Source organism: Sphingomonas leidyi, assembly GCF_011761945.1.
Lineage (GTDB): Bacteria > Pseudomonadota > Alphaproteobacteria > Sphingomonadales > Sphingomonadaceae > Sphingomonas > Sphingomonas leidyi.
This window is the reverse complement of the sequence record NZ_JAASQV010000004.1, coordinates 98,671-123,643: the sequence shown is the minus strand read 5'-3', so window position 1 is coordinate 123,643 and position 24,973 is coordinate 98,671. Positions and strand designations below refer to the sequence as shown.

Below are 24,973 nucleotides of genomic sequence, written 5' to 3'. Positions count from 1 at the left end.
CGTCGCCGGACCGCCCCTTCGTTGTTCCGTGAAGAACCGCTTAGCGCTTCGAGAACTGGAAGCTGCGGCGAGCCTTGGCCCGGCCATACTTCTTGCGCTCGACCGTGCGGCTGTCGCGGGTCAGGAAGCCGGCCTGCTTCACCGGGGTGCGCAGGATCGGCTCGTACTTGGTGAGCGCCTGGCTGATGCCGTGCTTCACCGCGCCGGCCTGGCCCGAAAGGCCGCCACCCTTGACGGTGCAGACGACGTCATACTGGCCCTCGCGCTCGGTGATGCCGAACACCTGGTTGATGACGAGACGCAGCGTCGGGCGCGCGAAATAGACTTCCTGATCGCGACCGTTGATCGTGATCTTGCCGGTGCCCGGCTTCAGCCACACGCGGGCGACGGCATCCTTGCGGCGGCCGGTCGCATAGGCGCGGCCGAACTTGTCGAGCTCCTGCTGGCGCAGCACGGCCGGGGTAGACGGTGCGTCGAGCTGGCCGGCGAGATACGCCTCGGCGCGGGTGTCGGCCGAAGCCTGGGCCTCGGTGGCCACGGCCTGCTCGCCGGCGGCGATGGCGCCGAGATCGGAAAGGGACTGGCGGTTGTCGGACATTATGCGCCCACCTTGTTCTTGCGGCTCATGCCGGCGATGTCGAGGACCTCGGGGTTCTGCGCTTCGTGGGGATGCTCAGCACCGTTGTAGATGCGCAGGTTGCGCATCTGCTGGCGGCCCAGCGGACCGCGCGGGATCATGCGCTCCACGGCCTTTTCGAGCACGCGCTCCGGGAAACGACCCTCGAGCACCTTGCCCGCGGTGATCCCCTTGATGCCGCCCGCATAGCCGGTGTGCTTGTAGTACACCTTCTGGGCCAGCTTCTTGCCGGTGAACCGGATCTTGTCCGCGTTGATGACGATGACATTGTCACCGCAATCGACGTGCGGGGTGAAGCTCGTCTTGTGCTTGCCGCGCAGGACGTTGGCGATCACGACGGCAGCGCGGCCGACGATCAGGCCGTCGGCATCGACGATGTGCCACTTCTTCTCCACCTCGGCCGGCTTGGCCGACTTGGTGGTCTTCATCAGCGCCTTCATGGGCGAGACCTTTCGAGTATGAAACGCAAGCGCGCCACCCTTCCGGGCAGCGCGGTTGATGGCCCTCTGACGATTCGCGCGGAGAAAGTCAAGAAAAGCGCGGGTTTGCTGACGGGTACTGGGATACCATGGCCTAATCGGCGGCCCGTTCCACGGTGAGCAATGTGACGCTGACCTTCTCCAGGCCGCCCGCCCGGATGCGCAGCGTCTTGCTGTTGCGGGTGATCAGCCCGGTGCGGGGATCCATGTCGGTCACGCGCTCGAACGCCACGTCGGCCGCATCGGCGCGGACGGTGCTGCGGAGCAGGCCGTCGGGCAGGGCGACGACGGTACGCCGCCCCTCGAGCGCTATCGTGCCGCCATAGGCCGATTGGCCGGGCAGGCGGACCGGCGCGCTGCCGGGGGTTGTCGCCTCGTCCGCAATCACCGCCACCACGAGCGAGGCGAGCATCGCGCGCCGGCGTTCGACCGGCAGCGCGCGGAGCGGGGCCGCGATGCGCGCGGCGAGCTTCTCGCGTTCCGCCGGCGCCAGGGCATGCCGGGCGGCGGCCACTTCGGCGACACGCCGGCAGAAGCGCTCCCACAGCGCCGGCATGTCGTCGATCGCGACGACGGCGCCCCGCGGATCGAGATGGAAGACGATCGTGCTGCCGGCAAATGCCTCGAACCCGGCTTCATAGGCAGCGCCGCTGCTGTCCGGGGTTTCGCCGATGCCGGCGCGCAGCGTCACTTCGGCGCGATAGCCCTTGTCCACGCGCGCGAAGCGGACATCGCGCTCCATGCGATAGGTGCGGGCGCCGTCGCGGCGTTCGGTCACCACGCGCCTCGGCGCATCCAGCGGCGGGGCGAAGGTGGCCGTGCTGGCCTGGAGGATGATCGCCGCAAGCAGCATCAGCGCGTCTCGCCTGCCACCCAGGCGGCCACCTGCTCGCTGGCAGTGGCGGTCCAGCTCTCAATCACCGGCAGTTCATAGGGATGGAGCGCGGCGATCCGATCGCGCAGGCGCGTGGCGAGCATCGGGCGCGTCTTGAACAGCACCGGCACTTCCTCCGCTCTCTCCAGCGCTCCGTGCCACAGATAGAGCGACGTGCAGGGGGCGAGGATGTTGGCGCAGGCGGCGAGATGCTCGTCGAGCACGGCTTCCGCCACCCGCTCGGCATCCGCGCGAGTGGCGAAGGTCACGTAGAAGAGCGCGAGCTCGCTCAAGCGGCAGCCCGGGCGCCGGCGACATGCGCGCCCCAGACGGTGGCGATCACCACCAGCGCGCCGGTGAGCTGGTGGAACGCGGCGAGCCAGATCGGCACCCCGGCCATCACCGTGGCGATGCCGAGCAGGATCTGGGTGCCGAAGGCGCTGTGGATCGCGATCGAGGCGGGGCGGCTCGTGGCGCGCACCTTGCGCGCGAGCAGGATCAGCCCCGCCACCGCCACCCAGGCCCACCAGCGATGGATGAAGTGCACCACCGCCGGATCGGAGAAGAGGACATGGCCGAGGCTCTGGCCCGTCTGGCTGACGCCCGGGAAGAAATGGCCGTTCATCAGCGGCCATTGGTCGGTCACCAGCCCGGCATCGAGCCCGGCGACCAGCGCGCCGTAGAAGAGCTGGACGAACAGCACGAGCAGCACGCCGGTGGCGAGGCCGGTCAGCCGGGCGGGAGGTGCCATCGGGTTGCGGGCGAGCGCCAGCAGGTCGAGCGCGGTCCAGACGATGCCGCCCAGGGTGAACAGCGCGGTGAGCAGGTGCGCGGCGAGCCAGAAATGATCCACTGCGGTGCTGGTCTTGTTGAGCCCGGACTGGACCATCCACCAGCCGAGCGCGCCCTGCAGCCCGCCCAGCGCGAGCAGCGCGGTCAGCCGCCAGCCATAGCCTTGCGGAATCGCGCGCCGGACAGCGAACCAGACCAGGGGCAGGAAGAAGGCGAGCCCGATGACGCGGCCGAGCAGCCGGTGGAGATATTCCCAGAAGAAGATGTTCTTGAACTCGGCCAGCGTCATGCCGCGGTTCAGCTGCTCATATTGGCCGATCTGCCGGTAATGGGCGAACTCGGCTTGCCACTGCGCATCGGTGAGCGGCGGGATCGCGCCCGACAGCGGCTTCCATTCGGTGATCGACAGGCCCGATTCCGTGAGGCGGGTGATGCCGCCGATCACCACCATCAGCACGATCAGCGCCGCGACGGCGAACAGCCAATGGGCAAGGGCGCGCGGGCGGGCGGAAGCGGGGAGCGAAGTCATCTGCAGCACGTGGCGAGGTCTAGTGGCGATACGTGGCCAAGGCGAGTCCCGATCCGGACCGATTTGACCATCGATAGGGGACGGCAAATTGGCTTCGGCCCCCTTTGGAAGCGCGGGCAGGCGACTGGCTGGGTCAGACCTCGATCGGGTTCCGCTCCCATCCCCGCTTCCCATGCGCGGAAGCAATGAGGTTAATCATTTTTAGGGATTCGCCTTCGCTCTCCTTCCGCGCATAGTCCTGCCGGGCAAGACAATAACGGGGGAGCGGGATGACCCAGCGGTTGACACGGCGACAGGCCATTGGCGGGGCGGTGGCGGCCGGCGGGCTGGCGAGCTGGCCCGGCCTGATCGCGCTGGCGGCCGAGCCCGAGATCCTGTTCCGCGAAGTGCTTCTCGTCGACGGGACGGGCGCCGCGCCGCGCCTGGCCAATGTGCTGGTCGCCGGCGACCGGATCGTCGAGGTTTCGGCGCCCTCGGCCGCGGGCGGGGCGATGCGGATCGTCGCCGGCGAGGGGCGGGTGCTCGCGCCGGGCTTCATCGACATGCACAGCCATGGCGACCCGCTCGACGAGAGCTACGAGGCCTTTCTCGCGATGGGCGTCACCACGATCACGCTCGGCCAGGACGGCAGCGGCCCCCGGCTGGGCAAGGACCTGGATCCGCGCAGCTGGATGGCGGCCGTCGATCGGGCGGCGATCGACCTCAATGTCGCGCTGCTCTCCAGCCATGGCACGCTGCGGCGCGCGGCGGGCGTGCCGGATTCGGTCCGCCGCCCCGATGCCGCCGGGCTCGCGCGGATGGCGGCGCAGCTCGACGCCGAGCTGAAGGCGGGGGCGTTCGGCCTGTCCTATGGCCTGGAATATGTGCCGGGCATCTATTCGGAGACGCCCGAACTGACCAATCTCGGCAAGGTGGTGGCGCGGTACGGCGGCGTGGTGATGAGCCATATGCGCTCGGAGAATGACGAGGATATCAAGGCCTCGATCGACGAGCTGATCGCTTCCTCGCTGCCGGCGCGGCCGCACATCTCGCACCTCAAGGTCGTCTTCGGCAAGGGCGAGGCGCGGGCGCGCGAGCTGCTCGCCTATCTGGCCGAGAAGCGCCGCCGGGGGATCGACCTGACCGCCGACCAATATCCGTACGAGGCCGGCTATACCGGCATCGCGATCCTCTTTCCCAAATGGGCGCTGCCGCCGACCGACTATGCCAAGGTGGTGGCCGAGCGGCGGCAGGAACTGCGCGACTATCTGGTGCAGCGCATGACCCGCCGCGGCGGGCCCGAGGCGCTGCTGATCGGCACCAAGCCCTATGCCGGCAAGACGCTGGCCCAGGCGGCGGGGGAAGCCGGGCTGCATTATGCCGATTTCCTGATCAGGATCGGCCCGCAGAGCGGATCAGGGGCGCATTTCACGCAGGACAAGGCGTTGCAGGACGTGCTGCTGGTCGATCCCCATGTCGCCTTCTCCACCGATGGCGGCCCGGGCATGCGCCATCCGCGCGCGACCGGCACCTATGCCAAGCTGGTCGAGGAATATGTGGTGCGCGATCGCAAGCTCACGATCGAGGAGATGGTCCGCAAGGGCACCGGCTATCCGGCGCATATCCTGCGCCTGGGCGATCGCGGCATGATCCGCGCCGGGGCGAAGGCAGACCTGATCCTGTTCGATCCGGCGAAGGTGAAGGCGCGCTCCACTTATGTCGATCCCTTTGCCAGGGCCGAGGGGTTCGACCTGGTCATGGTCAATGGGAAGCCCGCCTATGAGGGCGGCGCGCGCGTTGGGAAGAGCGGGCGGCTGCTCCGCGCGCGCTGATCACTTTCCGGGCCGGGCCGCCGCCTTGCACAGATTGTCGGTCGCCAGCGCGATGCGCGATTCCGGCATGTTCCGGTTGCCGGGATCGTTCTCGACGCCGCGCGTCTCGGTGTTGAAGGCGAGCAGGGTGCCCATGTGCTGGTCGGGGCACAGGCTCAGATAGGCGCGGAAGCCGTTCTGGTCGCCATTGTGCCCGACGATGCGGATGCCGTCGGTCCGGTCGAGGAAGAAGGACAGGCCGCTCCAGGTGGTCGGCGCCATCCGGCCCTGGGTGAAGTCCTCGCCCGCGCCGATCACCGGCCGCCACATCTCCTCGAGCGAGGCCCGCTTGAGGACGAGGTCGTACTCGGCGCCGCGCTTCGGGTCGCCGAGCAGGAAGGCGACATATTTCGCCATGTCCGGCAGCGGGGCGTTGAGCCCTCCGTTCGAGACGGTCACGCCGGTATCGACGTCGAACGGGGCGGGCACGCGCTTGCCGTCGCGGATATAATAGCTGTGGGCGCGGTGGGGCAGGAGATAGGGCGGGGTGCGGTCGAAATAGCTCGATCGCATGTCGAGCGGGCGCAGGATGTTCTTGTCGACATAGACTTCGAAATCCTCGCCCGAGAGCCGCTCGATCACCTGACCGAGATAGACGATGCCGGGGTTGGAATAGCCGAACCTGCTGCCCGGTTTGAACTGTAGCTCGGTGTAGGGGATCATGGCCTCCAGCTGCTTCCAGCCAGGCGGCTCGAAGGGCTGCCATGCCTTGTCGCGCCACGGCCAGGTGCCGTTCCGGAAGCCGGCGCTGTGGCTCATCAACTGGCGGATGGTGATCTCGGCAGGATCGCCGAAGGGATCGTGAACGCCGGCGAGCTCGGGCACGTAGCGGATGATCGGATCGTCCAGCTTCAGCAGCCCGCGATCGCGCAGCTGCAGGATCGCGATGCCGGTCATCGTCTTGGTGATCGACGCCCAGTGATAGATGGTCCGCGCATCCACCGGCACATGCGCCTCGGCATCCTGCTCGCCGAGATGGTCGGCAACGATCGTGCGGCCGTCGCGGATCAGGTAGAAGCTGCTGCCGGCGATCCCGGCCTTGGCGACTTCGGCGCGGTGGAGGGCGCGGAAATCGGCCACTGCCTTGTCGAAGCCGCGATCCTGCGCCGCGGCCGGGGCGGCGGCGAGGGCGAGCAGGAGCAGGGCGGCGCGCCTCATGCCGGCCGCAGCGTGGTGCGCGAGGCGGCGCGCGCGTCGACCGCGGCGCGGCTGAACGGCATGGGCTGCATCCGGCCGCTCGCCCAGTTGCGATACTGGTCGCGATAATGCGGCGAGCGCGGGTCGATCGACTGGCCGGGCAGGATCAGCATCAGCGAATTGTCCCAGGCGCCGACGTCGATCACCTGGAGATAGCTCGCGCCGCCGCCGACCTGCCAGCCCGGGCCGGAGCCGAGCCAGCGCGCCATCACCGTATAGCCGTCGCCGCCCGAGCCTTCGCCCTCGATCGCCGGGAAGGCGCGGGCGATGGCGGGGATGGCGGAGAGCGGGTGGCGCAGGCGGACCTGGTGGAGCGTGCCATAGCGCCAGGCGGCGGGATCGGGGCCGAGCTTCTCGCGGATCGCGGTCCAGCCGGCGGCCAGCGCCGCATCGAGCATCGCGTCGCGCGCCGCCACGGGATCGGGGCCCAACCGCGTGTCGGGCTTGGCCAGGGCGTCGAGCAGGATCGAAGGGGCGATGGTGTTGATCAGCCCCTTGGCGCGGGCCGGAACGATCGCGGCGAGCATGCGCCTGCCGGCCTCGCGCCACACTGCCTCGAACAGTGCGGCGGCGCCGCTGTCGCGATCGATCCGCGCATTCCAGCCGCGCAGCATGTCGGCCGCCGGCCTGGCCGCGGCCGAGGGCGCCGCCGGCAGGAGCGCGAGGAACTGGCGGGCGGGCGTCGAGAGCGTGTCGTGCTGGAGCGCGACGCTGTCGGCCAGGCTGTGCCTGGGTTGGGAGGCGAGCACTTCGGCGATGCGATCGTAGCGATAGGGATCGCGGAAGGAGAAAGCGGGGATGCGGTCGCGCGGCCAATCGGCGGGCAGGTTGTTCTGGTTGGCCGAGGCGAACCAGCCCTTGGCGGGATTGTACGCGCTCGGCAGCGCCTCGAACTTGCGCATGCCGGTCCAGTCGTAGCGGCCGTCGCCCGGCACGGGGAGCAGCCCGTCGCCGCGCTTGCGCACCGGCACGAAGCCGATCACCTGCCAGCCGGTATTCCCGTCGACATCGGCATAGTGGAAGTTGGTGGGCGAGGGGTGGAGGGCGAAGGCCTTGCGCAGGCCTTCCCAGTCCCGGGCCAGGTTGATCGCGATCATCGCGAAGGCGCCGTCGCCGCCCGGCTGCATCGCGATGGTGGCGAGCGCAGTGGCGCGGCGCTTCTCCGGGTTCCAGGAAAGCACCGGGCCCTGCACCGAATAGCGCAGCGTCGCCGCGACGGGCGCGCCGTCCTTCACCGCGATCGCTTCCTCGACCTTGTTGAACCGCTTCCAGCCGCCGTCGTGGCGATAGCGTTCGGGATCGGCGGGATCGAGCTCGAGGACGAACAGGTCGCCCTGGTCGATGTGGAAATTGGTGCGGCCAAAGGCGAAGCGATCGGTATGGCCCTGCATGATGCCGGGCAGGCCGGGCGCGCCGCCGCCGATCAGGTCGAGCCCCGGCGCGGTCAGGTGCGCGATGTGGCGCGGGCTGAAGCCGCCGATGCCGAGATGCGGATCATTGGCCAGGATCGGCCGGCCGGTGGCGGTGCGCGACGGCGACACCGTCCAGGCGTTGCTGCCGGCATTGGCGCGCTCGGCGGAAGCGGCGGCCGGGTCCTGGCCGGTGAGCTCGGCCCAGGGCAGGCCGTCGATGTTGAGCACGCCCAGGTCCGCCGCGCTCACCGCCGCGGCGTCGAGCCCGTCGGGCACCTTCATCGACCAGGCCGGGCGGAGCGGGGCGACGATCGCGTCGAGATCGAGCAACCCCAGGGCGGCGAGGCGGGCGCGGCGGATCTCGTCGTCGACATTGCCGCTCGAGGCTTCGCGGGCACGCACCAGGTCGCGCAGGTCCCAGCGGATCGGGACGATCTGGAGGATGCGATATTCGAGCGGCAACAGCGCGGGATCGGCAATCACTTCGTCGATGCGCGCATTGATGCCGGCGACATAGGCCTGGGCGCAGGCCAGCACATCGGCCGGCACCCGGCGCAGCTCGGCGTCGATGTCGCCGCGATAGTGGAACAGGCGGGCATTGGCGTCGTGCCTGGCGAAGCGCGCGCCGAACGCTTCGGCCAGCCGGCCCATCTCGCGGCGATGCGACAAGTCGATCTGGAACAGCCGGTCGCGCGCGACGACATAGCCCTGGCCGAAGAACGCATCGGGGATGCTCGCGGCGCGGATGTGCGGCGTGCCCCATTCGTCGTCGACAATTTCGATCGGCGCGCTCGCCCCGCGGACGCTCTGCTGCTTCGCGGCGACCAGCCGGGGTCTCGCCACGGCGGCGCCGGTGAGCAGCGCCGTGGTCGAGCTCAGCAGGAAGGCACGGCGGTTCAGCATTGGATATTCCCCGGATGGCGCTTTGGCGCTGAGGGTGGTCCGGGCAAATGCGGCTGTCCATCGGAACATAGGTTCGACGGACATAACCTGGGGCTATTGGGGGGGAGCCTGTCCTCGCCGCTCTTCCTCGTCATCTCCGCGAAGGCGGGGATCCAGAGTTATCTGGGACGCCGCCTTGCGACCCTGGATCCCCGCCTTCGCGGGATGACGGGAATGGTATAGGAAGCTCGCCGAACTTGACCTAGGCCCGCGCCCCGTCGGTCACCACCGCTTCGTTGTAGCGCAGCGCCTTCAGCACCGTGTCGACGATGTTCTCGGCATTCAGGCCGGCCTCGGCATATTGCAGCTCGGGCTTGTCCTGGTCCTGGAACAGGTCCGGCAGGCGCATCGTGCGCAGCTTGAGGCCCGCATCGATCAGGCCCTGGTCGCTCGCCATGGTGAGGACGTGCGCGCCCAGGCCGCCGATCGCGCCTTCCTCGATCGTCACCGCCACTTCGTGCGTGGTGAGCAGGCGGCGGATCAGTTCCTCGTCGAGCGGCTTGGCGAAGCGCAGGTCGGCGACGGTGGTGGAGAGCCCCTTGGCCTCGAGCGTGTCGGCCGCTCTCAGCGCCTCGGCCAAACGGGTGCCGAGCGAGAGGATCGCCACGGTCTTGCCTTCGCGGACGATGCGGCCCTTGCCGATCTCCAGCCGCTGCGGAACCTGGGGAAGCGCCACGCCGGTGCCGCCGCCGCGCGGATAGCGCAGCGCGATCGGGCCGCTGTCGTGCAGCACGGCGGTGTGCGTCATGTGGACCAGTTCGGCCTCATCCGCCGCGGCCATCACCACCATGTTGGGCAGGGTGGCGAGATAGGTGACGTCGAAGCTGCCAGCATGCGTCGCGCCATCGGCGCCGACCAGCCCCGCGCGGTCGATCGCGAAGCGCACCGGCAGGTTCTGGATCGCCACGTCGTGCACGACCTGGTCATAGGCGCGTTGCAGGAAGGTCGAATAGATCGCGCAGAAGGGGCGCATGCCCTGCGCTGCCAGCCCGGCGGCGAAGGTCACCGCATGCTGTTCGGCGATGCCGACGTCGAAGGTGCGGTCCGGATAGGCCCTGGCGAAACGATCCACGCCGGTGCCCGAGGGCATGGCGGCGGTGATCGCGACGATCCGGGGATCGTGCTCGGCGTCCTTGATCAGCTGGTCGGCGAAGACGTTCTGATAGGCGGGCGGGCCCGGGGGCGCCTTGGCCTGGGTGCCGGTGATCACGTCGAACTTCTGGACGCCGTGATATTTGTCCGCCGCCGCTTCGGCCGGGGCATAGCCCTTGCCCTTCTTGGTGACGACATGGACGAGGATCGGCCCGTCCTCGGCATCGCGGACATTCTCCAGCACCGGGATCAGATGCTCGAGATTATGGCCGTCGATCGGGCCGACATAATAGAAGCCCAGCTCCTCGAAGAGCGTGCCGCCGGTGACGAGGCCGCGGGCGAACTCCTCGGTCTTGCCGGCCGCCGCGGTCAGGCGGCGCGAGAATTTGCGGATCGCACGCTTGGCGAGGCTGCGCAGCCCCAGATATTCGGACGACGACACCATCCGCGCGAGATAGGCGGAGAGCCCGCCCACCGGCGGCGCGATCGACATGTCGTTGTCGTTGAGGATCACCACCAGCCGGTTGCCCGCGGCCTCGGCATTGTTCATCGCCTCATAGGCCATGCCCGCGCTCATCGCGCCGTCGCCGATCACCGCGATGCCCTTGCCCGGCTTGTCGCCCAGCTTGTTGGCGATCGCGAAGCCCAGCGCGGCGCTGATCGACGTCGAGCTATGGGCCGCGCCGAACGGGTCGTATTCGCTCTCGCTGCGCTTGGTGAAGCCCGACAGGCCGCCGCCCTGGCGCAGCGTGCGGATGCGGTCGCGGCGGCCGGTGAGGATCTTGTGCGGATAGCATTGGTGCCCGACATCCCAGATCAGCCGGTCGTCGGGCGTGTTGAAGACATAGTGGATGGCGACGGTCAGTTCGACGACGCCGAGCCCGGAGCCGAGATGCCCGCCGGTCGAGCCCACGGCCGAGATCGTTTCCGCGCGCAGCTCGTCGGCGAGCTGGCGAAGCTGCTTCGGATCGAGCTTGCGCAGATCCTCGGGCGTATCGACGGTATCGAGCAGCGGCGTGCTGGGTAGATCGGCCATCCGACTGCCCTTACTCCTCCGATTCCGGGAAGTCGAACCTTGCGCGTGTGGATTTTGCGTGCAGGCGCCGTGCAGGAAGGGCGATCAGTCGCAATCCGCGCACTTGCCGCGCACTTCGATCACCGGCCGCTCGGGCGAGAAGCCCATGTCCTTGGCGGCGGCGCGCACCGTCTTGGTGATCGAATCGTCGTCGATGTGCGTGGTCTGGCCGCAATTGTCGCAGACCAGGAAGATGCAGTCGTGCAGGCAGTCGGGATGGGTGTTCGCCATATAGGCGTTCGCGCTCTCCACCCGCCGCGCGAGATTGGCGCCGACGAACAGGTCGAGGATGCGGTAGACGCTGTTGGCGGCGACCCGGCGCCCCTCCGCCCGGGAGACGGCCTCGGCAATGTCATAGGCGGAGGCCGGCTTGTCGAAGCCCGCCAGCGCTTCGAACACCCGCTCGCGCATCGTCGTCCATTGCTCGCCGGATTTCTCCAGCGTCGCCTGGGCGGCCTTGGTCAGGTCGTTGCCGTGATGCTCGTGATGGTCGTGCGCGTGCATGGATATGATGTAGGCCCGCAGGCCCCTCGCGGCAAGTTCAGTAGGTGGCGCGCCGGTTGAGATCATGGCCCAGGGCGACGAGGCTGACGCCCACCAAAGTCCAGAAAATCTCGAAATCGCCATGCGGCAGCGACAATGCGCCCGCCATGATGCCGAGCCCGAAGGCGCCCACCACCGCGGGGGCCATATAGCCGTGGGACATCACGCCCTTGACCAGCGCAAAAGCGCCGAAGCCGATCGCGAGGGTGAGGCCGACCTCGTGGATCGCCGGGTTGAGCAGGCCGCCGGCCGAGGAAATCACGGTGAGCAATATGGTGGTCGTGACGCAGTGGACGAGGCACAGCCCGCTGATCCCGATCGCGATACGATCGAGACGCGCATCAATGCCACCCCACAAGCGGGCCAACGGAAGACTCACCGGCATGGCGCGGATATAGGGCAAGCGAGTTAAAGATACAACATAACATGCGCATGAATCTCGAGCGGGCAGCGGCGCCGTGCAACCGGGCCGGGGACGCGCATCGGATATCGGGCACGGACGCCAGGTTCGGGACTCGTTCAGCGAACCCCGTCATCCCCGCGCAAGCGCGGATGACCGAGGAAGATCAGATGCTTGCTTGCGTTCCCAGCCTAGCCCAGCAGGCCGTGCCCCCTGGCCCAGGCGAGGAACAGTTCGGGCCAGGCATGTGCGGGCCTGCCCAGGGTGCGCGGCCCCCAGCCGAAGCCATGGCCGCCTTGCTCGAACAGATGCGTCTCCACCGGCACCCCCGCCGCCTTCAGCGCGGCGCGCAGGGCGATCGTGTTCTGGATCGGCACGGTGGCGTCGTCCTCGGCATGGCAGAGGAAGCAGGGCGGCGTATGGGCGCCGACCTGGCGCTCGGGGGAATGCTCGGTGGCCATGCCGGGCGTGGCTTCCTTGCCGATCAGCAGCGTGCGCGAGCCCATATGCGCGAAGCCCGGGTCCATCGAGACGACCGGATAGATCGGCGCCGCGACGATCGGGCGCGCGTCGAGGGCATCGGCGGCGTCGATGGGCGCATGGAGCTTGCGGCCGAAGCGGGCCGCGAGATCGGCGCAGAGGTGCCCGCCGGCGGAGAAGCCCATCGCGCCGACGCGTTCGGGGTCGACCTGCCACTCGGCTGCGCGAGATCGGATCAGCCGCATGGCGCGCTGCGCATCCGCCAGGGCGACGTTGCTCGGATCGCGCCAGGGGTCGCCGGGCAGGCGGTAGAAGAGCACGAAGGCAGTGATCCCGCGCGCGGCGAGCCACGGCCCCAGTTCATAGCCCTCCTTGTCGACCACGACGCGGGCATAGCCGCCGCCGGGAATGACGAGCATCGCGGCGCCGTTCGGCTGGGTCGCCCGGAATATGTCGAGCCGCGGCGTGCGGACATGATCCATCGCGCGATCGGGAAAGCCCGGATCGGCACTGCGGACTGCGACATGATCCTGCAGCGCCCGGTCGAGCAGGCCCGGCGCTTCCCCCGGCCAGAGGTTGATGCTGGCATCGGGGGCGAGGGGCCCGTGCGGCACGGCCCTGGCGGCAAGCGGGAGCAATGGGCCGGCCAGGCCGGCGGCAAGCAGGTCTCGACGATCCATGACACCGGTGTACCCGGGCGGAGGCGCTGGCGGAAGGAAAAAGGAAAAGGCGCGGGTAGGCCGGGTGACGCTCTAGGGTACGCCACCCGGCCACGCCCGCACTCCCTATTTAGGGGATTTGCGGGCAGTTACCAGTGGCGTGCGTCCGGAAGCACCGGCCACACGCCGAATCACGCATGCCGACTCAGATAATGCGCCTGGGCGGCTTCGGTTGCGTTGATCGCGAGCAGCGAGCGCGCATCCGCCGCCGTCCGGACGCGGCCGGACCGGTCCGAGGCGGCATCGAGCACGCGGTCGAGCAGTTCCTGCCCCTCGTGCCACCAGCCGATGCCGCTGGCGGCGTTGAGGTGCCCTTGCGGGCCGGCGTCGACGAAGAAGCTGCCCCAGCCCTTGGCCAGCTCGCGGGCGCGATCGATGCCGATCCAGGGATCGTCGCGGCTCGCCACGGTGATCGAGGGGAAGGGGAGCGGCTTGGCCGGCGCGGGGGCGAAGCCGGCAAGCTCGGACTTCACCTCCGGCCGGTCGACATCGGCCGGGGCCACCAGCAACGCGCCCGCCACCGGCCAGCCAAAGGGCTGGGGCGAGAGCTCGGCCCACCAGGCGACGGCAAGGCAGCCCAGGCTGTGCGCCGCCAGCACCACCGGCGCCTGGGCGCCGCGGATCGCCTGGTCGAGCCTGGTCACCCAGGCGTTGCGGTGCGGCGTGTCCCACATGCCGAGCTCGACTCGGCTGGTATCGGGACGGGATTGTTCCCAGAGCGTCTGCCAGTGCGAGGGCCCCGAGCCACCGAGCCCGGGGACGGTGAGGACGATCGGGGAATGTTCGTCGAACGGAGCGAAGATACTCATTGCAATTGCACTCCAACGGGAGGGCAGGCCGGAGCTCCAATTTATTCCCATTGAATTAGTAGGCAATAAGCCTTGCGACGGAATGATGGCCAGTTGCGCCGGGCCGAAACGGACCTAAAGGGAAGCGCATGCCCAAGCAGCGTGCCGACCAGATGCTCGTGGACCGCGGCCTTGCCGAGAGCCGCACGCGTGCCCAGGCGCTGATCATGGCGGGGCTGGTGTTCGCGGGCGATCGCAAGGTGGACAAGCCCGGCCAGCAATTCCCGGAGGAGACGCCGCTCGACGTGCGGGGGCGCGACCATCCCTGGGTGTCGCGCGGCGGGATCAAGCTGGCGCACGCGCTCGCGCATTTCGGCTGGGACGTGACCGGGGCAGTGGCGATCGACGTCGGTTCGTCGACCGGCGGCTTCACCGACGTGCTGCTGAGCAACGGGGCGGCCCGCGTCTATGCGGTGGACAGCGGCACCAACCAGCTCGCCTGGAAGCTGCGCCAGGACCCGCGCGTCATCGTCCATGAGCAGACCAGCGCGCGGATCCTGACCGAGGCGCACATTCCCGAGTTGGTCGACCTGATCGTCTGCGACGCGAGCTTCATCGGCCTGGCCAAGGTGCTCGAAGTGCCGTTCCGCTTTGCCCGGCCCGGCGCCCGGCTGGCCGCGCTGATCAAGCCGCAGTTCGAGGCGGGGCGCGACGAAGTGGGCAAGGGCGGGGTGGTGCGCGATGCCGCGGTGCACGAGCGCGTCTGCCGCGAAGTGTCCGAATGGGTTGCCGCGCAGGGTTGGACCGTCGTCGGCGTCACCGCCAGCCCGATCACCGGGCCCGAGGGGAATGTGGAATTCCTGATCGCCGCGACGCGCGAAACATAACGGCAACGCTTGCGTTTCGGCGCGCTGCAACATAGCCCTTGCGCCCACAGGATCTAACCGGAGGGCGCGTTGAGGGAAATCGCATCGAAGGGGCAGCTGAGGCTCGCCTATCTGCGATGGGCCGTGGTCACGGTGCCGTTCATCCTGCTGCTCGGCTTCACCTCGGCGCGCCTGGCGCCGTCGGGCAGCGCCAACCCGTGGTTCGCCCGGCTGGCGAAGCCCGCGATCATGCCGGAGGAATGGGTTTTCCCGGTCGCTTGGACCGCGCTCTACATATTGATGGGGCTGGCGCTGGCGATGATCATCAATGCGCGCGGGTCGACGCTGCGCGGGCCCGCGCTGGTCGTCTTCGCGGTGCAGATGGTGGCGAACCTCGTCTGGTCGCCGGTCTTTTTCGGCATGCACCAGGTGGTGCCGGCGCTGGCGATCCTCGGCGCGCTGTTCCTGCTCGCGCTGATCACCTTCGTGCTCTTCGCCCGCATCCGCGCCTTCGCCGCGGTGCTGCTGATCCCGTATCTCGCCTGGATCGCGTTCGCCGGCATGCTCCTCTATCAGATCCATCAGCTCAATCCGGACGCGGGAAGCCTTGTATCCGCGCGTCCGGCTGACGAAATACAGATCAAGTGATCGCGCGAGGAATTTGAAATGCAGACCGACAACCGCCTGTTCGACGATTTCGTGAAGTTCGTGAACGGCGCGGCGGGCACGCTGGCCGGCGTCGCCCGCGAGACCGAAGGCGCCGCGCGCGAGCGTGCCCGCGAATGGATCGGCGGGATGGACTTTGTTTCCCGCGAGGAATTCGAAGCGGTGAAGGCCATGGCCGTGGCCGCGCGCGACGAGAACGAGGCGCTCCAGGCGCGCCTCGCCGCGCTCGAGGCACAGCTGGGCGGCGCTGCCAAGCCGGCGGCCGCGCCCAAGGCGCCGAAATCGCCTAAAAAGCCGGCAGGACAAGCATAAACACCTTGTCCACAGCTTTTGCGCAGGGTTGTGAACCCCGCGCTTGTGCGGGCCCGATGCGGTTGGCAGATTCTGCCCAAGCAATCCGGCCCCAGTGGAGAAACTGATGCTCGACGAAGCGGAATTCGACCGCGACGACGCAGCCCCTATCGACATGCTCGAAAGTTATTTCGCCGCGCATGGCTGGACGCACAGCCGCGAAGAAGACGAGATCGTGGCGAAGGTGAAGGGCAGCTGGACGGAGTATGAGCTGCGCGCGATCTGGCGCGAGGACGATGGCGTGCTCCAGTTCCTCGCCTTTCCGGACATCCGCGTGGCCGACGAGCGCCGCATGGCGGTCTACGAGACGATCGGCCTGGTCAACGAGCAGCTCTGGATCGGCCATTTCGAGCTCTGGTCGCAGAGCGGCATCCTGTTGTTCCGCCACGCCGCGCTGATCGACGGCGAGGAGCCGACGCTCAGCCTGGCCCAGGCCGAGCTGCTGGTGGAGAGCGCGATCGACGAATGCGAGCGCTTCTATCCCGTGTTCCAGTTCGTGCTGTGGGGCGGCAAGACCCCGCAGGACGCGCTGGCCTCCGCGCTCATCGAAACGCAGGGCGAGGCGTGAGCGCGGTGCCCCCGGCCAGCCTCTGGCTGGTCGGCTGCGGCAACATGGCGGGTGCGATGCTCCGCCGCTGGATCGATGCGGGAACGGTGGACCCCGCGCGGGTCTTCGTCGTCAACCGCCAGGACCGCGCGCTGCCCCGGGGCGTGCGCCAGGGCAGGGCCTTCCCCGACGGTCCGCTGCCCGATGCCGTGATGCTCGGCATGAAGCCGCAGCAGATCGATGCGGTGGCCGAGGCGCACGGCGCGCGCATCGCCGGGGTGCCACTGCTCATTTCCATCCTCGCCGGCGTCGAGCTGGCTTCGCTTGCGGGCCGGTTCCGGGCAGGGGGCATCGTCCGCGCGATGCCCAATTTGCCGGTCGCGATCGGCAAGGGCGTGGTCGGCCTGGCCGGTGATCGCAGCGCGCCGGTCGACGCGCTGATGCGGCCGCTCGGGCTGGTCGAATGGGGCGACGAGGCGGGGCTGGACCGGCTCGGCGTGCTCGCCGGCTGCGGGCCGGCCTTTGTCTATCGCTTCATCGATGCGCTTGCGGCGGGCGGGGTGTCGATCGGGTTCGGCGAAGAGCAGGCGCTGCGGCTCGCCGTTGCCACGGTGGAGGGGGCGGGGCTGCTCGCCGCCCAGGCCGAGCTGCCGCCCTCGGCGCTCGTGGAGCAGGTCGCCAGCCCGGGTGGAACCACGCGCAAGGGGCTCGACGTGCTCGACGCGGACGACGCGCTCGCGGCACTGCTGCGCGCCACGCTCGGCGCATCGGCGCGCCGCAGTGCCGAAATGGCCGCCGCCGCCCGGCGCTGACCGGAACGCGCATAGCCTCCCTTCGTTGTTGCGGCGACGGCGTAACATCGGAGTCGAGGGCCATGACGACCACCACCGCCACGCGCGACAGCAAGGGCCGCTTCACCGGATCGAAGCGGACGAGCACCACCCACAATCTCGGCGTGATCGCCGGCGCCGCCGCTGGCGGCATGGCGCTGGGCATGCTGGCGCTGCTCGGGCGCAAGGCCGTGGTGCAGGCGCCCAGCCTGCTCGCCGGCAATTGGGACGAGGCACTCGCCACTGAGCACGAGGCGGTGCGCAAGGTGTTCGGCCAGATCGAGGCCACGGACGAGCATTCCTCCACCCGGCGCAACCTGCTGCTCGCGCATCTGAAACATGCGCTGATGAAACATGCGGTGGAGGAGGAGAATGTGATCTATCCGGCGCTGCGCGAGGCCGGGCAGAGAGATGCCGCCGATCAGCTCACCAAGGAGCATGGCTATGTGAAGCAGCATCTCTACGAACTGGAGAACATGCCCACGGCTTCGCCCGACTGGATCGCCAAGGTCCGCCGGTTCCGCGCCGAGATCGAGGCGCATATGGAGGAAGAGGAACTGCGCCTGTTCCCGATGCTGCGCGCCCAGCTGAGCGACGAGAAGAACAAGGCGCTGACGCTGGCGATGAACCGGGAAGGGTTCAAGGTGGCGTGAGGCTGGGGGCGTCCCTCGCTTCGCGGGGCGGATGCCCGCAGGAGGGCCGGCAAATGCGCCCCCGCCGACAGCCGTGCCGGACGGCACGGGATCCAGGGAGGATCGAAGCCCAATTGATCGTACAGTGCTGCGGTGGCCGTACGGGCCTGGCCGATTTCGCGCGTCCGCTCGCACGACGACGCGATTCTTCCATCGCGCGCAGGCGACGAGCTCGAACTTGTCGTCCGGCATATCTTGATCTCACATGCCAAAGGTGCCCGCCGCGTTCGCGGCGAAGCTGATCCGGGTTCGGACGGGAGCAGATGCTCCCGGACCTTGGGCAGTGACGGACAGAGGCAAATCCAAGCCGATGAGCCAGCAGGGTAGCGGGCGCGGGGAAGCTCCGTAACTGTGGCGATACGGGCAGCGCCGCTCCGCGCTACCAGCGATATTCCATGGCGACGTCGCAACGGGCATACCTGCCGCCATATAGCCGCATGATCTCCCCCGAATGCTCGAAGCCCAGCTTCTCGTAGAGATGGATGGCAGCCGCGCATTTGCGGTTGGTCAGCAGATAGAGGCGCTCCATGCCGATCTCGCGGGCGCGATCGAGCGTCGCGGCAAGGAGGAATTCGCCGGCCTTGCGGCCGCGCGCCGCCTCGCTGACACCCATCTTGGTCAGTTCGAAGACGCCCTCTTCGATCTTGATCAGCGCACAGGTGCCGACCACTCCGGAATCGGGCGTCTCGACGAACAGGATCTCGCCGCCGCGGTCGATGATCAACTCGCGCGGGCGGGTGAGGATCTGGACGTCATTCTCCTCCAGGGTGAACATCGCCTGGACCCATTCGGCATTGATGCGGTGGAAAGCCTCGGCGAGATCGTCCGAATAGGGCCGGATATTCAGCCCCTGCGGGATGTCCCGCACGCGGGCATCCAGAGACTGCCGGTCGAGCGCCGTCTCGATCTGGCCCACCTGGTCGAGGAACGACCCGTTCAGGTCTGCGCAGAGCTGTTTCACGGCCGCATCCACGCGCGGCCATATCATCGGCTTGGCCCGTGCCATCATCGCTTCGCCGGCGCTCGACAGGCGGATCGTCTTCTGGCGAAGATCGGCTTCGTCGCGGGTCGTCTCCACCAGCCCCATCTCGACCAGTCCCGCAAGCGTGCGCGTGACGACGGGTTGGCTGACGCCCAGCGCCTCCACTGCTTGTCCGACCGTGAGCGGGCCATAGCGATCGATCGCCGCGAGCATCGGGAACTGCGCCGGCTGGATCGGCAGTCCCACGTCGCGCAGGACGCGCCCCGCGCCCGCCTGCAGGCGTTCGGCGAGGCGCTTCAGGCGGCTTCCGAGAAACAGGTCGCCGAGATCTTCGAGCACGTCCGCCATCGTTCGGGCCTCATCAATATAGCAAGATATATATCATGCTATATTGATGAGGCGACTGCAAGCGCGCGCCGGCCGTCCTGGATGGAGGACCGATATTGTCCAAGCGGGATGCGCCCCGAGCAGGTCCGGGGCGGCGGTGAGGAAGTGGCCGCGGCCGGCGCGCGGCCTCGTGCAGCTCGAGCGGTTCAGCGGCCCAGCGCCGCCACCCGCTGGCGCTCTTCCTCGGGCACCAGCCCTTCGAGCACGGCCCAGAAGCCGCCCACCGCGCCCTGTCCGGCACTCGAATAGGCGTTGGCCATCTTCTCGCGCAGCGCATCGAACAGCTCGCCTTCCAGCTTCGCCCCCGCGGGGGTGAGCCGCAACAGGCGCTGGCGCCGGTCGCGATCGCCGGTGCGGGTCTCGACGAAGCCGCGATCGGCCAGTTCGGTCAGCACCCGGCCGAGCGACTGCTTCGTGATCGCCAGGATCGCCAGCAGCTCGCTCACCGTCAGGTCCGGCTTGCGGGCGATGAAATAAAGCGCGCGATGATGCGCGCGGCCCAGGCCCTGTGCCGCCAGCCCCGCGTCGATCGAACGCGTCAGATGGGCATAGCCGAAGTAGAGCAGCTCCACGCCGCGCCGGATCTCGGGCTCGCGCAGGAACAGCGGGGAGGCAGGAATTGGGGCAGCCATGTTGACGCTTTCTGCCACCGCGCCTAACCCGCTGCAAGCCGGTCCGGCAGAGTCGAAGGCGAGTGCTATGCAAGACACCACCACCCTGGATTTCGAGTTCGAGGCGCATCCCAATCCGGTCAGCGACGGCGACCGTGCGGCGGTGCTCGCCAATCCGGGTTTCGGCAAGGTGTTCACCGATCACATGGCGGTGATCAAGTACAGCGCCGACAAGGGCTGGCACGATGCGAAGATCCTGCCGCGCGGCCCGATCCAGGTCGATCCGGCGACCGCGGTGCTCCATTATGCGCAGGAGATCTTCGAGGGGCTGAAGGCCTATCGCCTGCCCGATGGCGGCGTGTCGCTGTTCCGTGCGGACGAGAATGCCCGCCGCTTCCGCGAATCCGCCGAGCGGATGGCGATGGCGCCGCTGCCGGACGCGCTGTTCCTGGACTCGATCCGCGAGCTCGTCCGCATCGACCAGAAATGGATCCCGGAGATCGAGGGCGGCTCGCTCTATCTGCGTCCGTTCATGTTCGCGAGCGAAGTGTTCCTGGGGGTGAAGCCGGCCAGCGAATATCTCTACATGGTGATCGCCTCGCCGGCGGGCGCCTATTTCAAGGGCGGCGCGCCGTCGGTGACTCTGTGGGTCTCGGAACATTATACGCGCGCGGCCCCCGGCGGGACCGGTGCGGCCAAGTGCGGCGGCAATTACGCGGCCAGCCTGGTCGCGCAGAAGGAAGCGATCGACCAGGGTTGCGACCAGGTGGTGTTCCTCGATGCGGTCGAGAACCGCTATGTCGAGGAGCTGGGCGGCATGAACGTGATGTTCGTGATGGACGACGGCTCGATCGTCACGCCGCCGCTGGGCGGCACGATCCTGCCCGGCATCACCCGCGATTCGCTGATCACCCTGGCACGGTCGCAGGGAATCGAAGTGCGCGAGGAGCGCTATTCGATCGACCAGTGGAAGGCCGATGCCCAGAGCGGCAAGCTGCGCGAAGCCTTTGCCTGCGGCACGGCCGCGGTGCTCACGCCGATCGGCAAGGTGCGTGGCCGCGGCTATGAGTTCATGATCGGAAACGGCGGACCGGGCATCCTTACCGAGAAGCTCAGGGGGGAATTGGGCGGCATTCAGCGCGGAACCGCGCCGGACCCGCATGGCTGGGTTGAACGGCTGCCCTAAGTCCCTATAAGCGCGCTTCCCGCTGGGGCGTAGCCAAGTGGTAAGGCAACGGTTTTTGGTACCGTGTACCGAAGGTTCGAATCCTTCCGCCCCAGCCAATTGATCAAATGCCGATGCGCAACGGCCGGCTGCGAAGGGCCTTCATGCCGCACCTTTCGCAAGGGCGCCGCGCCGCCGAGCCGGGTTCGGCGCGAGCAGCCGGGCAGGCGCGCGCCCCGACAATGGCCGTTCACGGGCCGGTGCCGTACATCCGCTCCCGCTCGGGAGCGGATGCTTCGCTCTTCATTCGATCATCGGTCAGCGTTGCAGCCGGCAGGCCTTGGGTGCGTTGACCGGATTGCAGCGCGCCTCGCCGCCGCCCGGCAGCCGCACGACATAATTGGTCCCATAGGCGTTGCCCGGCTTGTAGAAGTCGGTCGAGACGATCTGGGCGCCGCTGGCAAAGGCCCGGTTGGCGCGACCCGGGTCGTCCACCTTGGCCTCGTAGGTCTCGATATCGGCGCGGGCGCGGACGAGATATCCCTGCTTCACGCGTTCGGGGATTTCCCGGGCGCGGACATCGGCATTGTCGAGCAGAAGGAACGCGGCATAGCTCTGCCCCGGCGTGGCACGCAGGAACGCCGCGCGACCCTCCAGATTCTCGCGCCCGGCATGGTAGGCGGCCAGCGCCTTGGGATCCATCGCGGTCAGCAGCAGGAAGACGAACTTGCCGCGCGACTTGGCGAGCATGGGCCAGTTATGGGCCAGCACGCCGGCTTCGAGGGTGGGATGGTGCCCGCGGACATCGTCGGGGGTCACCAGCTTGTCGCGGCCGATCTCGCGGAAGATCGACTGGTCCATCTCGTCGAACGCGGCGCGATCGAAGGCAAGCGGCGGCGTCGCGTTGGGGAATATCGGCAGGGCATCGCTCTTCGCCTCGACCAGGATGAAGATCGGGGCATGGTCCGGATGGGCATCCGACCATGCGCGAAGCTGCTTCAGGCAGCGCGTGAACAGGTTGCAGCTGGAGCGCACGTCGAGATCGGCGACATGGAACACCTTGAGGCCCGGCTTTTCCATGTCGGTGGTGTCATAGGGCAGCATCTGGCTGTCCTTCACGCCCTTGGCACGCAGCGCCGCAAGACCTGCGGGCCGCGCGTAGCGGCCACCCTGGGGATCGTTGTTGATATCGATCTCGAGGCTGCGCATCCCGGCGTCGAGCTGGTCCGTCAGCGTGGTGTAGCGATAGTTCAGCCCCTCGCTCATGCTGGTGAAATTGGGGTGATATTCCTGCCAGTCCGCCTTCATCTTCTCTGGCATGGCCTTGGCGAAGGCGGCCAGTTTCGGGCCGAGCAAGGCATCCACCATCGCCAGCAGCTGCGGGTCGACGCCCTGCGCGTAGCTGTTGTGGGTGCCGATCACCTGGATCTCGTTGAGCCGCACTTCGCCGGTGCGGGGCGCTTCCTGGGCGGCGCCGCAGGTGGCGATTGCGCCGGCGGCGCAGGCGGCAATCAGGCCGAGGCCGGTCGCGAACTTCTTCATGTCGGGTGTCCTTGGTGGATCGGGGCGTGCGCATCCCTCCCGGCCGAATGGCCGGGAGGGGTGAAGGCGCGTCAGAAGTTGATCTTGGCGAAGGCGCCGAGCGTCCGATAGGCGTTCGGCGAGGTGTAGTGGAGCAGGCCGAGCGGGCCGTAGATCTGCCACCCCGTGGAATAATAGGTGTTCAGCAGATTGCGGGCATAGACGCCGAACTCGACCGCGCCATCCACCTTGGCCAGGCTGATCCGGCCGTTGAGCAGGCCGTAGCCCGGGATCAGCGAGTACGTGGAATTGGGCGTCTTGGTGCCGTCCGGGTTGCTGACCGGCGGGGCAAGGATATCACCCAGCATCGCGCCCGTCACCGTCTGGGTGCGGCTGCGATAGCCATAGTCGAGATGCGCCTTGAAGTTCAGCCCCGCGCCGATCTCGTCGGCATAGTCCATGGTGACGCTCGCCTGCCATTCCGGCGCGTTCGTAAGGCGCGTGCCGGTATAGTTGGCGGTCGGGCTGGCGACATAGTCGGTGAACACGGCGTCGGTGTAGGTCACCGAGCCGCCGAGCGTGACCTGGCGCGCGGGCTTGATCGCCAGCGACGCCTCGATGCCGCGCGAGCGCAGGCCCGGCGCGTTGCCGATCGCCGAGGCCAGGATGAACCCGCCGACACCCGTGCTCACCGGAGTCAGGATCGTCGCCTGGAAATTGGTGAACTTCGACGCGAACGCATTTACGTTGAAGCGCACGCGGCGATCGAACAACTCGCTCTTCAGGCCGATTTCCCAGCTCTTCACGGATTCCGGATTATAGGGATCGTAGCGGTTGCCGACAAAGGCGACGCCGCCCGGCTTGTAGCCCGTGGCATAGCTCGCATAGAGCATCACGTCGCGGCTGATCGTGAACTGCGGCGCGATGCGATAGGTGAAGCGGCCACCCTTTTTCGATCCCGATCGGAACGCCTCGGTCGGTCCGGAGCTGGTGGCGACGAAGACGGGCGAATAGCCGGTGATCGGAACCGGATCGATATTGATGTAGCCGATCGTCTGGCGGTTCCAGTCATAATTGTAGCGGCCGCCAAGGGTCACGCTGAACTGGCGGGCCGGGGTGATCTTGACCTGGCCGAACGCGGCCGCCGTCTCGTTGGCGGCGTCGAACAGCACGGCGTTGCCCAGCATCGCCTTGGTGATGGGATCGAATGCACCGGTCAACGCGTAGAGCGTTGGCGACGGAACGCCGGCGGGCGAGAGCAAAGGCGCGCCGAGCGTGCCCCATTGCAGCTGGGTCTGCCTGGCGTTCAGCTTGTTGTAGAAGGCGCCGACCAGATATTCGAACGTCCCGCCCGCGGGCGAAGCGAAGTGGATCTCCTCGCTGAACTTGTGCGTCTTCAGCCGGCCCGAGTTGAACGGGATGAAGGCATAGATGTTGCGGGGCAGCAGATCGGCGGGCGTGTCGTTATCGAACGTCGTTTCGCGATAGGCAGTGATCGACGTCAGCGTGTGCCGGCCCATCTCGTAGTTCACATGGAGCGAGCCGCCCTTGTTGGTCGTGGTGTTGTGGCCCAGCGAGCCATCGGCGCTGTCGGCATTCTCCGGCCCCGGGATCACGCCGAGGGCGATCTGCGCCGCGGTGAGCGCGGCGGCGGGCGCATAGGTCGAGCCAGCCGGGCCGCCCACCGGCACGCGGATGGCGGTGTCGATATGGTGGGTGTACTCGCCGGCAAGGACCAGTTCGAGCGCGGGGGCAGGCCGGAACAGCAGCTTGCCGCGCACGCCCCATTCGCTGACCAGGCCCAGATTGCGGTCGAGCACGACATAGCGGCCCTTGCCATCCTGGCCCAGCGCGAAGGCGGACAGGCGAAGTGCGGCCTGATCGCTGATCGGCACGTTGAGGGTCAGGTTGGCATTGCGGTCGTTGCGCTCGCCATAGGCGGCATAGGCAGTGCCGGAGAATTGACCGATCACCGGCTTGTTGGTGGTGATCGCGATCACGCCCGAGGTGGAATTCTTGCCGAACAGCGTGCCCTGCGGGCCCATCAGCACATCGACGCGCTGGATGTCGGTGAGGCCGATCAGGCCATTGTCGCGCTGGGCGTCCATCACGACGTCGTCGACGACGACGTTGACCGACTTGGCGTTGGAGAAATCGAACGAAGTGCTGCCGACGCCGCGGATCTGGAAGGCCGCGCCCTGCGTGGGGTCATATTGCACGCCGGGCACGACATATTGCAGGTCGGTGAGCGAGGTGAAGCCGCTGTCCTCCAGCGTCTGGCCGCTGACCGAGGTGATCGAGATCGGCACCGATTGCGCCTTTTCCTGGCGGCGCTGCGCGGTGACGACGATGTCGGCAAGGCCGGTGTCCGCGGACGCCTCCGATGTCTGCACGGGAGCAGCGCTATCGTTCTGGGCATACGCTTGTTCAGTCATGCCGAAGCCGCACGCGATCGTCGCCGCGCTGGCCATCAGCACGCGAAGCAGGTCGTTCTTCATTCGCAATCCCCCTGGAAGTACCACCGATTCGGCGGGATACGAGGGTCG

The 24,973-nt window shown here is 68.0% G+C and carries 24 protein-coding genes and 1 tRNA gene; 9 read left to right on the top strand and 16 right to left on the bottom strand.

The window, feature by feature from the left end; genetic code table 11:
- Positions 1-40 precede the first annotated feature (40 nt).
- The 5 genes from rpsI to FHR20_RS18045 all read right to left on the bottom strand — a co-directional run bounded on the left by rpsI (position 41) and on the right by FHR20_RS18045 (position 3,311).
- Positions 41-598 (bottom strand): 30S ribosomal protein S9, encoded by a 558-nt coding sequence (gene rpsI / locus FHR20_RS18065; protein WP_167301010.1) that lies wholly within the window; start codon positions 596-598, stop codon positions 41-43.
- Positions 598-1,077 carry a 50S ribosomal protein L13 gene (rplM, locus tag FHR20_RS18060; protein ID WP_086131156.1) on the bottom strand — a complete coding sequence of 160 codons (480 nt, stop codon included), beginning with the start codon at positions 1,075-1,077 and terminating at the stop codon, positions 598-600. Before rplM ends, rpsI begins: the two co-directional genes overlap by 1 nt.
- A gap of 133 nt (positions 1,078-1,210) precedes the next feature.
- Positions 1,211-1,969, bottom strand: a complete 759-nt coding sequence (locus tag FHR20_RS18055; RefSeq protein ID WP_167301009.1) for a hypothetical protein — start codon at positions 1,967-1,969, stop codon at positions 1,211-1,213.
- A complete protein-coding gene (gene cutA, locus FHR20_RS18050) occupies positions 1,969-2,283 on the bottom strand; it encodes a divalent-cation tolerance protein CutA (protein ID WP_167301008.1) in 315 nt (104 codons plus the stop codon). Before cutA ends, FHR20_RS18055 begins: the two co-directional genes overlap by 1 nt.
- On the bottom strand, positions 2,280-3,311 hold the full coding sequence (locus FHR20_RS18045; RefSeq protein ID WP_167301184.1) for a COX15/CtaA family protein: 1,032 nt from the start codon (positions 3,309-3,311) through the stop codon (positions 2,280-2,282). Before FHR20_RS18045 ends, cutA begins: the two co-directional genes overlap by 4 nt.
- A 269-nt stretch (positions 3,312-3,580) precedes the next feature.
- Here FHR20_RS18045 and FHR20_RS18040 point away from each other — a divergent pair, with 269 nt between their 5' ends.
- Positions 3,581-5,122, top strand: a complete 1,542-nt coding sequence (locus tag FHR20_RS18040) for an N-acyl-D-amino-acid deacylase family protein (RefSeq protein WP_167301007.1) — start codon at positions 3,581-3,583, stop codon at positions 5,120-5,122.
- Here FHR20_RS18040 and FHR20_RS18035 read toward each other — a convergent pair whose 3' ends face one another.
- From FHR20_RS18035 to FHR20_RS18005, 7 genes are all read right to left on the bottom strand, one after another.
- Positions 5,123-6,319, bottom strand: coding sequence for a serine hydrolase domain-containing protein (locus FHR20_RS18035; RefSeq protein WP_167301006.1), 1,197 nt, complete (start codon positions 6,317-6,319; stop codon positions 5,123-5,125).
- On the bottom strand, positions 6,316-8,673 hold the full coding sequence (locus FHR20_RS18030; RefSeq protein WP_167301005.1) for a penicillin acylase family protein: 2,358 nt from the start codon (positions 8,671-8,673) through the stop codon (positions 6,316-6,318). Before FHR20_RS18030 ends, FHR20_RS18035 begins: the two co-directional genes overlap by 4 nt.
- Positions 8,674-8,914: 241 nt before the next feature.
- The gene (gene dxs / locus FHR20_RS18025) at positions 8,915-10,840 is read right to left on the bottom strand and encodes a 1-deoxy-D-xylulose-5-phosphate synthase (RefSeq protein ID WP_167301004.1); all 1,926 of its coding nucleotides are present in this window, start codon (positions 10,838-10,840) and stop codon (positions 8,915-8,917) included.
- Between the two features lie 84 nt (positions 10,841-10,924).
- Positions 10,925-11,383 (bottom strand): Fur family transcriptional regulator, encoded by a 459-nt coding sequence (locus FHR20_RS18020; protein ID WP_167301003.1) that lies wholly within the window; start codon positions 11,381-11,383, stop codon positions 10,925-10,927.
- Positions 11,384-11,420: 37 nt separating this feature from the next.
- On the bottom strand, positions 11,421-11,789 hold the full coding sequence (locus tag FHR20_RS18015) for a MerC domain-containing protein (protein WP_425057391.1): 369 nt from the start codon (positions 11,787-11,789) through the stop codon (positions 11,421-11,423).
- 224 nt (positions 11,790-12,013) lie between these two features.
- Complete coding sequence (locus FHR20_RS18010; RefSeq protein WP_167301002.1) at positions 12,014-12,982, bottom strand: alpha/beta hydrolase; 969 nt, start codon at positions 12,980-12,982, stop codon at positions 12,014-12,016.
- Between the two features lie 170 nt (positions 12,983-13,152).
- Complete coding sequence (locus FHR20_RS18005; RefSeq protein ID WP_167301001.1) at positions 13,153-13,830, bottom strand: RBBP9/YdeN family alpha/beta hydrolase; 678 nt, start codon at positions 13,828-13,830, stop codon at positions 13,153-13,155.
- A 128-nt stretch (positions 13,831-13,958) separates the two neighbouring features.
- On the opposite strand from FHR20_RS18005, the gene FHR20_RS18000 reads away from it, so the two are divergent.
- From FHR20_RS18000 to FHR20_RS17975, 6 genes are all read left to right on the top strand, one after another.
- Positions 13,959-14,696 (top strand): TlyA family RNA methyltransferase, encoded by a 738-nt coding sequence (locus FHR20_RS18000; protein WP_167301000.1) that lies wholly within the window; start codon positions 13,959-13,961, stop codon positions 14,694-14,696.
- Between the two features lie 69 nt (positions 14,697-14,765).
- Positions 14,766-15,323 (top strand): TspO/MBR family protein, encoded by a 558-nt coding sequence (locus FHR20_RS17995; protein ID WP_167300999.1) that lies wholly within the window; start codon positions 14,766-14,768, stop codon positions 15,321-15,323.
- A gap of 18 nt (positions 15,324-15,341) precedes the next feature.
- Positions 15,342-15,653 carry an accessory factor UbiK family protein gene (locus FHR20_RS17990; RefSeq protein ID WP_167300998.1) on the top strand — a complete coding sequence of 104 codons (312 nt, stop codon included), beginning with the start codon at positions 15,342-15,344 and terminating at the stop codon, positions 15,651-15,653.
- 103 nt (positions 15,654-15,756) lie between these two features.
- Entirely contained in the window at positions 15,757-16,260 is a 504-nt protein-coding gene (locus FHR20_RS17985) for a type III secretion system chaperone family protein (RefSeq protein WP_455431369.1), read from the top strand.
- A gap of 44 nt (positions 16,261-16,304) precedes the next feature.
- A complete protein-coding gene (locus FHR20_RS17980; protein ID WP_167301182.1) occupies positions 16,305-17,051 on the top strand; it encodes a pyrroline-5-carboxylate reductase family protein in 747 nt (248 codons plus the stop codon).
- A gap of 62 nt (positions 17,052-17,113) precedes the next feature.
- Positions 17,114-17,722 carry a hemerythrin domain-containing protein gene (locus FHR20_RS17975; RefSeq protein WP_167300997.1) on the top strand — a complete coding sequence of 203 codons (609 nt, stop codon included), beginning with the start codon at positions 17,114-17,116 and terminating at the stop codon, positions 17,720-17,722.
- A 418-nt stretch (positions 17,723-18,140) separates the two neighbouring features.
- Here the strand turns inward: FHR20_RS17975 and FHR20_RS17970 are convergent, their stop codons facing one another.
- Positions 18,141-19,091, bottom strand: a complete 951-nt coding sequence (locus FHR20_RS17970; RefSeq protein ID WP_167300996.1) for a bifunctional helix-turn-helix transcriptional regulator/GNAT family N-acetyltransferase — start codon at positions 19,089-19,091, stop codon at positions 18,141-18,143.
- A gap of 185 nt (positions 19,092-19,276) precedes the next feature.
- Positions 19,277-19,762, bottom strand: a complete 486-nt coding sequence (locus tag FHR20_RS17965; RefSeq protein WP_167300995.1) for a MarR family transcriptional regulator — start codon at positions 19,760-19,762, stop codon at positions 19,277-19,279.
- Between the two features lie 67 nt (positions 19,763-19,829).
- Here FHR20_RS17965 and FHR20_RS17960 point away from each other — a divergent pair, with 67 nt between their 5' ends.
- Positions 19,830-20,927, top strand: coding sequence for a branched-chain amino acid aminotransferase (locus FHR20_RS17960; protein WP_167300994.1), 1,098 nt, complete (start codon positions 19,830-19,832; stop codon positions 20,925-20,927).
- A gap of 23 nt (positions 20,928-20,950) precedes the next feature.
- Positions 20,951-21,025 (top strand) — tRNA-Gln (locus FHR20_RS17955).
- Positions 21,026-21,224: 199 nt separating this feature from the next.
- Here FHR20_RS17955 and FHR20_RS17950 read toward each other — a convergent pair.
- Positions 21,225-22,448: a Ca2+-dependent phosphoinositide-specific phospholipase C gene (locus FHR20_RS17950; RefSeq protein ID WP_167300993.1), complete on the bottom strand. Its 1,224-nt coding sequence runs from the start codon at positions 22,446-22,448 to the stop codon at positions 21,225-21,227.
- Positions 22,449-22,519: 71 nt separating this feature from the next.
- The gene (locus FHR20_RS17945; protein ID WP_243857611.1) at positions 22,520-24,925 is read right to left on the bottom strand and encodes a TonB-dependent receptor; all 2,406 of its coding nucleotides are present in this window, start codon (positions 24,923-24,925) and stop codon (positions 22,520-22,522) included.
- Positions 24,926-24,973 lie beyond the last annotated feature (48 nt).

What these genes read in the sequence shown, in the direction of transcription:
- rpsI (WP_167301010.1), bottom strand. Translation starts at nt 598, where the DNA reads ATGTCCGACAACCGCCAGTCCCTTTCCGATCTCGGCGCCATCGCCGCC.
- rplM (WP_086131156.1), bottom strand. Translation starts at nt 1,077, where the DNA reads ATGAAGGCGCTGATGAAGACCACCAAGTCGGCCAAGCCGGCCGAGGTG.
- FHR20_RS18055 (WP_167301009.1), bottom strand. Translation starts at nt 1,969, where the DNA reads ATGCTGCTTGCGGCGATCATCCTCCAGGCCAGCACGGCCACCTTCGCC.
- FHR20_RS18045 (WP_167301184.1), bottom strand. Translation starts at nt 3,311, where the DNA reads ATGACTTCGCTCCCCGCTTCCGCCCGCCCGCGCGCCCTTGCCCATTGG.
- FHR20_RS18040 (WP_167301007.1), top strand. Translation starts at nt 3,581, where the DNA reads ATGACCCAGCGGTTGACACGGCGACAGGCCATTGGCGGGGCGGTGGCG.
- FHR20_RS18035 (WP_167301006.1), bottom strand. Translation starts at nt 6,319, where the DNA reads ATGAGGCGCGCCGCCCTGCTCCTGCTCGCCCTCGCCGCCGCCCCGGCC.
- FHR20_RS18030 (WP_167301005.1), bottom strand. Translation starts at nt 8,673, where the DNA reads ATGCTGAACCGCCGTGCCTTCCTGCTGAGCTCGACCACGGCGCTGCTC.
- dxs (WP_167301004.1), bottom strand. Translation starts at nt 10,840, where the DNA reads ATGGCCGATCTACCCAGCACGCCGCTGCTCGATACCGTCGATACGCCC.
- FHR20_RS18020 (WP_167301003.1), bottom strand. Translation starts at nt 11,383, where the DNA reads ATGCACGCGCACGACCATCACGAGCATCACGGCAACGACCTGACCAAG.
- FHR20_RS18010 (WP_167301002.1), bottom strand. Translation starts at nt 12,982, where the DNA reads ATGGATCGTCGAGACCTGCTTGCCGCCGGCCTGGCCGGCCCATTGCTC.
- FHR20_RS18005 (WP_167301001.1), bottom strand. Translation starts at nt 13,830, where the DNA reads ATGAGTATCTTCGCTCCGTTCGACGAACATTCCCCGATCGTCCTCACC.
- FHR20_RS18000 (WP_167301000.1), top strand. Translation starts at nt 13,959, where the DNA reads ATGCCCAAGCAGCGTGCCGACCAGATGCTCGTGGACCGCGGCCTTGCC.
- FHR20_RS17990 (WP_167300998.1), top strand. Translation starts at nt 15,342, where the DNA reads ATGCAGACCGACAACCGCCTGTTCGACGATTTCGTGAAGTTCGTGAAC.
- FHR20_RS17980 (WP_167301182.1), top strand. Translation starts at nt 16,305, where the DNA reads ATGGCGGGTGCGATGCTCCGCCGCTGGATCGATGCGGGAACGGTGGAC.
- FHR20_RS17975 (WP_167300997.1), top strand. Translation starts at nt 17,114, where the DNA reads ATGACGACCACCACCGCCACGCGCGACAGCAAGGGCCGCTTCACCGGA.
- FHR20_RS17970 (WP_167300996.1), bottom strand. Translation starts at nt 19,091, where the DNA reads ATGGCGGACGTGCTCGAAGATCTCGGCGACCTGTTTCTCGGAAGCCGC.
- FHR20_RS17965 (WP_167300995.1), bottom strand. Translation starts at nt 19,762, where the DNA reads ATGGCTGCCCCAATTCCTGCCTCCCCGCTGTTCCTGCGCGAGCCCGAG.
- FHR20_RS17960 (WP_167300994.1), top strand. Translation starts at nt 19,830, where the DNA reads ATGCAAGACACCACCACCCTGGATTTCGAGTTCGAGGCGCATCCCAAT.
- FHR20_RS17950 (WP_167300993.1), bottom strand. Translation starts at nt 22,448, where the DNA reads ATGAAGAAGTTCGCGACCGGCCTCGGCCTGATTGCCGCCTGCGCCGCC.
- FHR20_RS17945 (WP_243857611.1), bottom strand. Translation starts at nt 24,925, where the DNA reads ATGAAGAACGACCTGCTTCGCGTGCTGATGGCCAGCGCGGCGACGATC.